The following is a 7,700-nucleotide window of genomic DNA, read 5'->3' as shown; positions in this document are numbered from 1 at the left end:
CCTGGTGAACGAGGGTTATTTCACCGAATCGGCGAGCCTTGTTGTAATCCAGACCAGATCACCGGCCACGGTGATATATACGTGCAAGACCGGCAAAAAGCTGATGGCCAAGGGCAAGCCTATATTCGATGCAGAAGGAAACCTGGTGAGGATAGTAAATACCGTATGGGACATAACAGAACTTATGAACATGGAAAACAGGGTAGAAGAAGCACGCACCTTTTCCGACGACGGCAAACACACGATGAAGCTTGATGCGATGGAGGATTTTGTGGCAAGGAGCGAGAAGATGCTGGAGGTATTGGACCTTGCCATGAGGGTCGCCAAGGTGGATTCCACCGTGCTTGTTCTTGGCGAATCCGGCGTAGGAAAGGAAATTATAGCAAAAATAATACACAGGGCAGGGAAGGATAATCAGGGACCCTTCGTCAAGGTGAACTGCGCCTCAATACCTGAAAATCTTCTGGAATCCGAATTATTCGGGTATGAGAAGGGGTCCTTTACCGGGGCCAGCAAGGAAGGAAAAATCGGTATGTTTCAACTGGCAGACGGTGGAACAATACTGCTCGATGAAATAGGCGAAATACCAACACACTTGCAGGCCAAGCTGCTGCGGGTGCTGCAGGACAAGGAAATAATTCCTGTTGGGGGAACGAAGGCAAGGAAGATAGACGTAAGGGTAATAGCAGCTACCAATAGAAACCTTACGGATATGGTCAAGAAAGGCCAATTCAGAGAAGACCTTTACTACAGGCTGAATGTCGTTCCTATATTCATTCCTCCTTTGAGGGAAAGAAAAGAGGACATAGCTTCACTTCTCGTATATTTTATGGGCAAATACAACAAAAAGTATAATACGAATAAAAAACTCTCAAATGAAATAATCGATTATCTAACCGACTATTCATGGCCGGGTAACGTGAGAGAACTCCAAAACTTTGTTGAGCGCATGATAGTAATAACGAAGGATGACAGCATTTCTTACGAGGATATTAAGGACTACTTTGTCGATGGAGACGGGATTTCGCTATTTGAAGAAAAGAAGCAGGGTACTTCCTTGAAGGAGCAGTTGGAGAGTCTGGAAAGGTCGATCATAGAAAAGACTTTGAAAAGATTGGGCTCTACCCGGAAAGCCGGTAAGGAATTGGGAATTGACCAGTCAACCGTCGTAAGAAAAGCTAAAAAGTATAATATCGAATATCCTCAGGAATAAAATGATGCAATAAGGAATATATAATATGCAATATTGCATCATAATTATATTCCGGCATGCCCGGGCAGGATTTCCTTGCCGGGGTTTTTGTTTTTTTGATATGGATAATATGCTTGGCACGGGCTTTGCTATATTAATACAGTAAGACCTGGGGAAAAATATTCAAGGATATAAAGGAATAGGGAGGTAGGCTTAGGTGAGCAAGATAAAATCAATAAAGGAGGCCATTGATCTGGTAAAGCCCGGTATGACCGTCATGATCGGAGGTTTTTTAGGTGTAGGCACTCCTGAGGGTTTGATTGATGCCCTGATTGAGAAAGGAGTGGACAATCTTACTATTATAGGGAATGATACGGCCTTTCCCGATAAAGGTATTGGAAAGCTCGTAGCGGCAAAACGTGCAAAGAAGGTTATTGTGTCGCATATAGGAACAAATCCGGAAACGGGAAGACAAATGAATGCGGGTGAGCTGGATGTGGAGCTTGTCCCCCAGGGAACCCTGGCCGAGAGGATCAGGTGTGCAGGTGCAGGGCTTGGCGGTTTTCTGACACCCACGGGCCTGGGGACAGTTGTTGAAGAGGGCAAGCAAAAGATGAACACAGACGGAAAAGAATACCTGCTTGAGCTGCCATTAAAAGCGGATATTGCCTTAATAAAAGGGCATAGGGTTGACAAGAAGGGTAATATATATTATATGAAGACTTCCAGAAACTTCAATCCAATAATGGCAACGGCGGCTGATACGGTCGTTGTAGAAGCGGAAGAAATCGTTGAAGTAGGCGATATTGATGCAAACGACGTTATGACTCCCGGCTTGTTTGTGGACATAATAGTCGCGGGGAGGGACGAAAAATGATTGAGAGCAAGGAAAGAAGAAGAGAAATAATCGTTAAGAGAGTTGCCCAGGAGTTCAGAAATGGCGATGTAGTAAACCTTGGCATAGGTCTTCCTACATTGGTAGCCAACTATCTGCCGGAGGGCATAGACATAACCCTTCAATCCGAGAACGGTTTTGTTGGTATGGGACCGGCACCGGAACCAGGCGGTGAGGACCCGGACCTGACAAACGCAGGAGCCCAGCCCGTAACTGCTCTCGACGGCGCAGCGTTTTTCGACAGCTGCATGTCCTTCGCAATAATAAGGGGAGGACACGTCGATGCTACCGTACTGGGGGCTTTGCAGGTGGACCAGCATGGCAACCTGGCAAATTGGATGATACCGGGAAAAATGGTTCCCGGGATGGGGGGAGCCATGGACCTTGTTGTGGGAGCAAAGAAGGTGATTATTGCCATGGAGCACACAGCTAAGGGGGAGCCCAAAATTCTTAAGCAGTGCAGCTTACCCCTGACGGCTAAGGGGCAGGTCGACTTGATAGTGACCGATATGGGGGTTATAGAAGTTACCGGTGAAGGGCTTGTATTAAAGGAAATAGCCCCGGAAACCACTGTTGATGAAGTTATAGAAGCCACAGAAGCATACATCACGATCCATCCGGAATTAAAAGTTATGGATTGTTGAAATATCTGCCATGGGTGTCAAAGACTGTATTGTTTTGGTGAATAACTACAGAAAACAACTGGAAGTCCCGGAAAATACCAACAGGAATTTCTTTGGACTTGGAGAACTTATTTATTGAAAGAGTCACAGAAAAAGAATGGAGGGTTTAAATGAGTAAAAGACTGGTATCTGTTTTGTTGGTCTGTTTGTTGGTAGTGGCAGTCGTTGGCTGCAGCAAGCCTGCTGCTCCTGAGCAAGAGGCGCAAGCGCCGCCGGAGCCGGTATTCATAAACATCGCCAGCGGCGGAACCGCAGGCACATACTTCCCGTTGGCCGGAGGTATGGCTGACATATGGAATAAGAATATTCCGGGAGTAAACGCTACTGCTCAGAGCACCGGGGCATCTGTGGCCAATATAAACCTGCTTCGTGATGACAAGGCTGATGTTATTCTGGTACAGAACGATGTGGCTTTTTATTCTGCAACAGGCACCGAGTTATTCGATGGGGATAAATATGCAGACTTAAGGGGACTGTGCATTCTTTACCCCGAGACCATACAAATTGTTACCCTTGAAGGCAAAGGAATAGACACTGTTGGAGATCTTAAAGGCAAAAGGGTTGCCGTAGGCGCAGCGGGGAGCGGCACCGAGGCAAATGCACGCCAGATTTTGGCAACAGCAGGTATTAAGTATGACGATATCAAGGTTCAGTACCTTTCCTTTGCGGAAGCCGCCAGCAACCTGAAGGACGGCAATATTGACGCAGCATTCCTGACGGCAGGTCATCCGACCGCAGCTGTACAGGATATCGGCGCTCAGCATCCGGTCAAGCTGGTTACCATTGAAGACGACATGGCGGATAAACTGATAGCCGAATACCCGTTCTATACAAAGCTAGTTATACCTGCCGGTACCTATACCGGAATAGACAAAGATATTAAGACGGTTGCAGTACAGGCTATGCTGGCCGTGAGCGCAGATATGGACGAAGAGCTTGCTTACAACCTGTTGAAGACTATGTATGAGAACCAGGATAGGCTGGTAGCAGCTCATGCTAAAGGAGCCGTGATTAAACCCGAGACGGGACTGGACGGCATGGGTATAGAACTGCATCCTGGCGCTGCAAAATACTTTAAAAAATAAGCTAAGGAGAGGGGACACACCATGTGAGGTACTAGTCACTGGTCACTGACTACTGACCACTGCAAAAGGAATGTCCCCATCTAGAAAATTCAGAGGAGGTCTGAGCATTGGAGAAATCCAATGCTCTGATTTTATGAAACCAGGTTCAAAACTGACGACCATAACCTTAATAATTCTCTTTGTCATTGTATTGATCAGCTGCAGTATCGGGAAGGAAAAGGTCCTGGTTCTAAAGGATGTGGAAGAGGGGTCAGAATATCGTATTGCTGTGCCGGACAGGGTGTTTGCGTTGAGTTTCATCCATTCGGTGCATCACACTCCGGTTCATGAGGTTATCTATATCCAAGATGACAACACTTTAGTTCTAAAGGAGACCAGGTATAGTTCCCTGGGTGTGGGTATGCCCTTTGACTATGAAAACGGGACTCTCGAAAATATTGACGGAGAGTTTGTCCTGAAGTTCGAAAGGGAATTTGAGACCATTAATTTGAGAGTCTCACCCATACCCCAGCATATGATAACTGTTGGGGAAGAAACCTATCCATTGCTTAAATTCACAAAACCGGAAGGCCTTCTTGAAATCAAAGCAGTTGATGAATGGTCACTGAAATGGTAAAACTCGGTAAGGAAGGGGCGTAAATATGGAAAACAAAGATAATCCGGAAGTTGCAACAAACAGCGAAGATATTCTCAGAAAGTATGATAAGGAATCCGATTATCGAGTTATGACAGGCTATGGATCAAAGCTTATCGCAGCTATTGCTATTACTTTTTCGCTTTTTCAGCTTTATACTGCGGTTTTTGGCGTGCTGGACGCCATGATTCAAAGGGCAATACACGTATCCTTCGGCTTTTGCCTTATATTTCTGCTGTACCCTGCGAGAAAAAAATGGTCGAGGCATAAGTTCCATCCCGTTGATGTGGCCTTGGCTGTAATAGGCGCCGCAGTTCCAATGTATATAGTTGTAAACTATCAGCAGCTGGTTCTTAGGGCGGGGAAGGTCACAACCCTTGACTTTATAGTCGGATTAATTGCAATCGTACTGATTTTGGAGGTAACACGCCGGGTAGTCGGTTGGCCTATGGTTATTATTGCGACGCTTTTTCTAATATACGCCCTGGTGGGGCGTAAGATCCCAGGGCAGCTGGCCCATAGGGGAGTTGACCTGTCCAGCCTTGTGCAGCATCAGTTCTATACGACGGAAGGTATTTTCGGTATACCTATCGGTGTATCGTCCACTTTTATATTCCTGTTTATTCTGTTTAGCGCATACCTGGAGAAAACAGGAATGGGAGAGTTTTTTATCGACCTGGCAAACGCTGTGGCAGGCTGGGCTTCAGGTGGTCCTGCCAAAGTAGCTGTGCTTTCCAGCGGTTGCATGGGAATGATTTCGGGAAGCTCGGTGGCAAACGTGGTAGGTACCGGCAGCTTTACAATACCTATGATGAAAAGGTTGGGCTATAAAGGGGAATTCGCCGGGGCGGTGGAGGCCACCGCATCCACGGGAGGACAGCTCATGCCGCCCATAATGGGAGCAGCGGCATTCCTGATGTCAGAGTTCACCGGATTTCCCTATGTCAGGATTATTAGTGCGGCTGCTATCCCGGCATTGTTATATTACTTAGGCGTTTGGTCGGGGGTTCATTTTGAAGCAAAGCGCCTTAAACTGAGAGGGCTAAACAGGGATGAACTGCCTAAGATAAAAAACATTCTCATTGAAAGGGGACATCTGATGATTCCCCTTATCGGAATAATCTATCTGCTGATTGCCGGTAGAACACCCATGAAGGCAGCCCTCTACGCAATAGTCCTGTCAGTCGTATGCTCAATGCTAAGGAAAAATACGAGGATAGGCTTTAAGGATATAGTAAGCGGTCTGGAGCAGGGTGCAAGGGCAGCTTTGGGAGTAGTTGCAGCCACCGCTTGCGCGGGTATTATTATTGGGGTTGTTACCCAGACGGGCCTCGGGCTCAAGATGGGGTCGACTCTGGTGGACTTTGCCGGGGGGAAACTGTTCCTCACCCTATTCTTCACAATGCTGACATCCCTTATTCTGGGCATGGGGGTTCCAACAACGGCCAACTATGTCATTACATCCACAATAGCTGCCCCGGCGCTGCTCATGATGAAGATACCGATTTTGGCAGCCCACCTGTTTGCATTCTATTTCGGGATCATTGCCGATGTAACTCCTCCGGTTGCTCTAGCAGCTTTTGCCGGTTCAGGTATCGCTAAATCAAATCCGCTCAAAACGGGTATCAATGCCTTCAAGCTGGCGATAGCGGCTTTCTTGGTGCCCTATGTTTTCGTGTATAATCCTGCTCTTTTGATGATTGATGTTAATGTTGTCAGCATGATTGTTATTATTGCAACTGCAGTTGTGGGTATAGTCGCGGTAGCTTCCGCAGTATCGGCATTCTTTATCACCAACCAATCATTCTTTGAACGTATAATCTTTTTTGCAGGGGGACTATTGATGGTTATTCCCGGAGCCTATACGGATGTGATTGGGATTGCATTTCTGCTGGTAGGCTTTGTTATTCAGAAGAAAAAAATATCAAACGTGAAGCTTGGCGCAGGGGTTTAAACCGGCAATTAGCAAGCATCGACTAATCAAACTCAAGGAGGTACATTATGAAGGACAAAATTAAAGTTATACAATACGGGTTAGGGCCTATAGGGATCAAATTGACACAGTATCTTGTAGATAAACCTGCCATGGAGATAGTAGGTGCGGTGGATATTGACCCGAAAAAGGTAGGAGCTGACATCGGAGAACTGGCAGGTCTGCCGGAACCCCTCGGAATTATCGTAACCGGCGATGCCGAAACACTGCTTGGCGAAGTTGAAGCGGATGTGGTCGCGCTGACCACAACTTCAAGCCTGGAAAAGATAAAGCCGCTGGTTATGGAGATCCTATCCCATGGCGTTAATGTGGTAACAACCTGCGAGGAACTGTCATATCCGTGGCTGACTAACCCGCAGATTTCCGGAGAGATTGATGTGGCGGCCAGGGAGAAAAACGTATCTGTTCTCTCGGCAGGGGTAAACCCGGGGTTCCTAATGGATTTTCTGCCCATTGCCGTGACCGGTGTGTGCCGCCAGGTTAAAAGGATCACCGTAGAACGGATTCAGGATGCACAGTTCAGGAGAATACCGTTCCAAAAGAAAATCGGTGCAGGGCTTACGGTAGAACAGTTTCAGGAAAGGGTTCGGGAAGGTACCCTGAGACATGTGGGACTTACAGAATCAATTCATATGATTGCGGCTAAAATGGGCTGGAGGCTTGATAAGGCCGAAGATATAATAAGCCCCATCATTGCTGATGAGAAGGTGGTCGCCGGTGGACTAACCGTTGAAGCCGGGAAGGTCCTGGGTGTACAGCAAATAGGCAGAGGTATAGTGCAGGGTGAAGAGCGGATTACCCTGGTATTCAGAGCTTCCATAGGGGAAAAGGATCCGCGGGACCGCGTTGTTATTGAAGGAACCCCCGATATTGACATGGTGATTAAAGGCGGGGTTAACGGTGATATCGCCACCTGTGCAATCGTTGCCAACGCTATACCGGCAGTAGTCGGCGCCCGTCCGGGCTTGAGGACTATGGCAGACATCGAAGTGGTTTCCTATTTTGAATAGAAGGTAGTGTGTCAAGGGGACGGAGTTGTTGACACCTCAGTGTCAACAACTCCGTCCCCTTGACACTATTTAAGCGGGCAACTGCAGCATGATGCCCTCCAGGAATTTTTTTACGTTAATCTTGCCATGGTAGCAGGAATTATCCCGCAGAAAATCCATCTCCTGCTTTACTTCCTTGAAGTCGAACAGGCATGTAGAATACTTGGTA

General features: G+C 47.1%; 8 protein-coding genes. 7 read left to right on the top strand and 1 reads right to left on the bottom strand.

Features of this window, described 5'->3' with window-relative positions; translation table 11 throughout:
- The 7 genes from HPY74_18660 to HPY74_18630 form a co-directional block, all read left to right on the top strand.
- Window positions 1-1,213: sigma 54-interacting transcriptional regulator (locus HPY74_18660; protein NSW92639.1), on the top strand; the 1,213-nt coding region annotated here is incomplete at its 5' end.
- Window positions 1,214-1,409: 196 nt separating this feature from the next.
- Window positions 1,410-2,069, top strand: a complete 660-nt coding sequence (atoD, locus tag HPY74_18655; protein ID NSW92638.1) for an acetate CoA-transferase subunit alpha — start codon at window positions 1,410-1,412, stop codon at window positions 2,067-2,069.
- Window positions 2,069-2,731 carry a CoA transferase subunit B gene (locus HPY74_18650; protein NSW92637.1) on the top strand — a complete coding sequence of 221 codons (663 nt, stop codon included), beginning with the start codon at window positions 2,069-2,071 and terminating at the stop codon, window positions 2,729-2,731. The genes atoD and HPY74_18650 overlap by 1 nt, the downstream gene beginning before the upstream one ends.
- Before the next feature lie 149 nt (window positions 2,732-2,880).
- Window positions 2,881-3,855, top strand: a complete 975-nt coding sequence (locus HPY74_18645; GenBank protein ID NSW92636.1) for a TAXI family TRAP transporter solute-binding subunit — start codon at window positions 2,881-2,883, stop codon at window positions 3,853-3,855.
- 133 nt (window positions 3,856-3,988) lie between these two features.
- Window positions 3,989-4,471 carry a DUF1850 domain-containing protein gene (locus HPY74_18640; GenBank protein ID NSW92635.1) on the top strand — a complete coding sequence of 161 codons (483 nt, stop codon included), beginning with the start codon at window positions 3,989-3,991 and terminating at the stop codon, window positions 4,469-4,471.
- Between the two features lie 25 nt (window positions 4,472-4,496).
- The gene (locus HPY74_18635) at window positions 4,497-6,443 is read left to right on the top strand and encodes a TRAP transporter permease (GenBank protein NSW92634.1); all 1,947 of its coding nucleotides are present in this window, start codon (window positions 4,497-4,499) and stop codon (window positions 6,441-6,443) included.
- Between the two features lie 47 nt (window positions 6,444-6,490).
- Window positions 6,491-7,492, top strand: coding sequence for a dihydrodipicolinate reductase (locus HPY74_18630; protein ID NSW92633.1), 1,002 nt, complete (start codon window positions 6,491-6,493; stop codon window positions 7,490-7,492).
- Window positions 7,493-7,561: 69 nt separating this feature from the next.
- Here the strand turns inward: HPY74_18630 and HPY74_18625 are convergent.
- A partial coding sequence (locus tag HPY74_18625) for a DNA-binding domain-containing protein (protein NSW92632.1) occupies window positions 7,562-7,700 on the bottom strand: 139 nt, incomplete at its 5' end.

This window comes from Bacillota bacterium (assembly GCA_013314855.1).
Lineage (GTDB): Bacteria > Bacillota > Clostridia > Acetivibrionales > DUMC01 > Ch48.
This window is presented reverse-complemented; position numbering and strand designations above follow the sequence as displayed.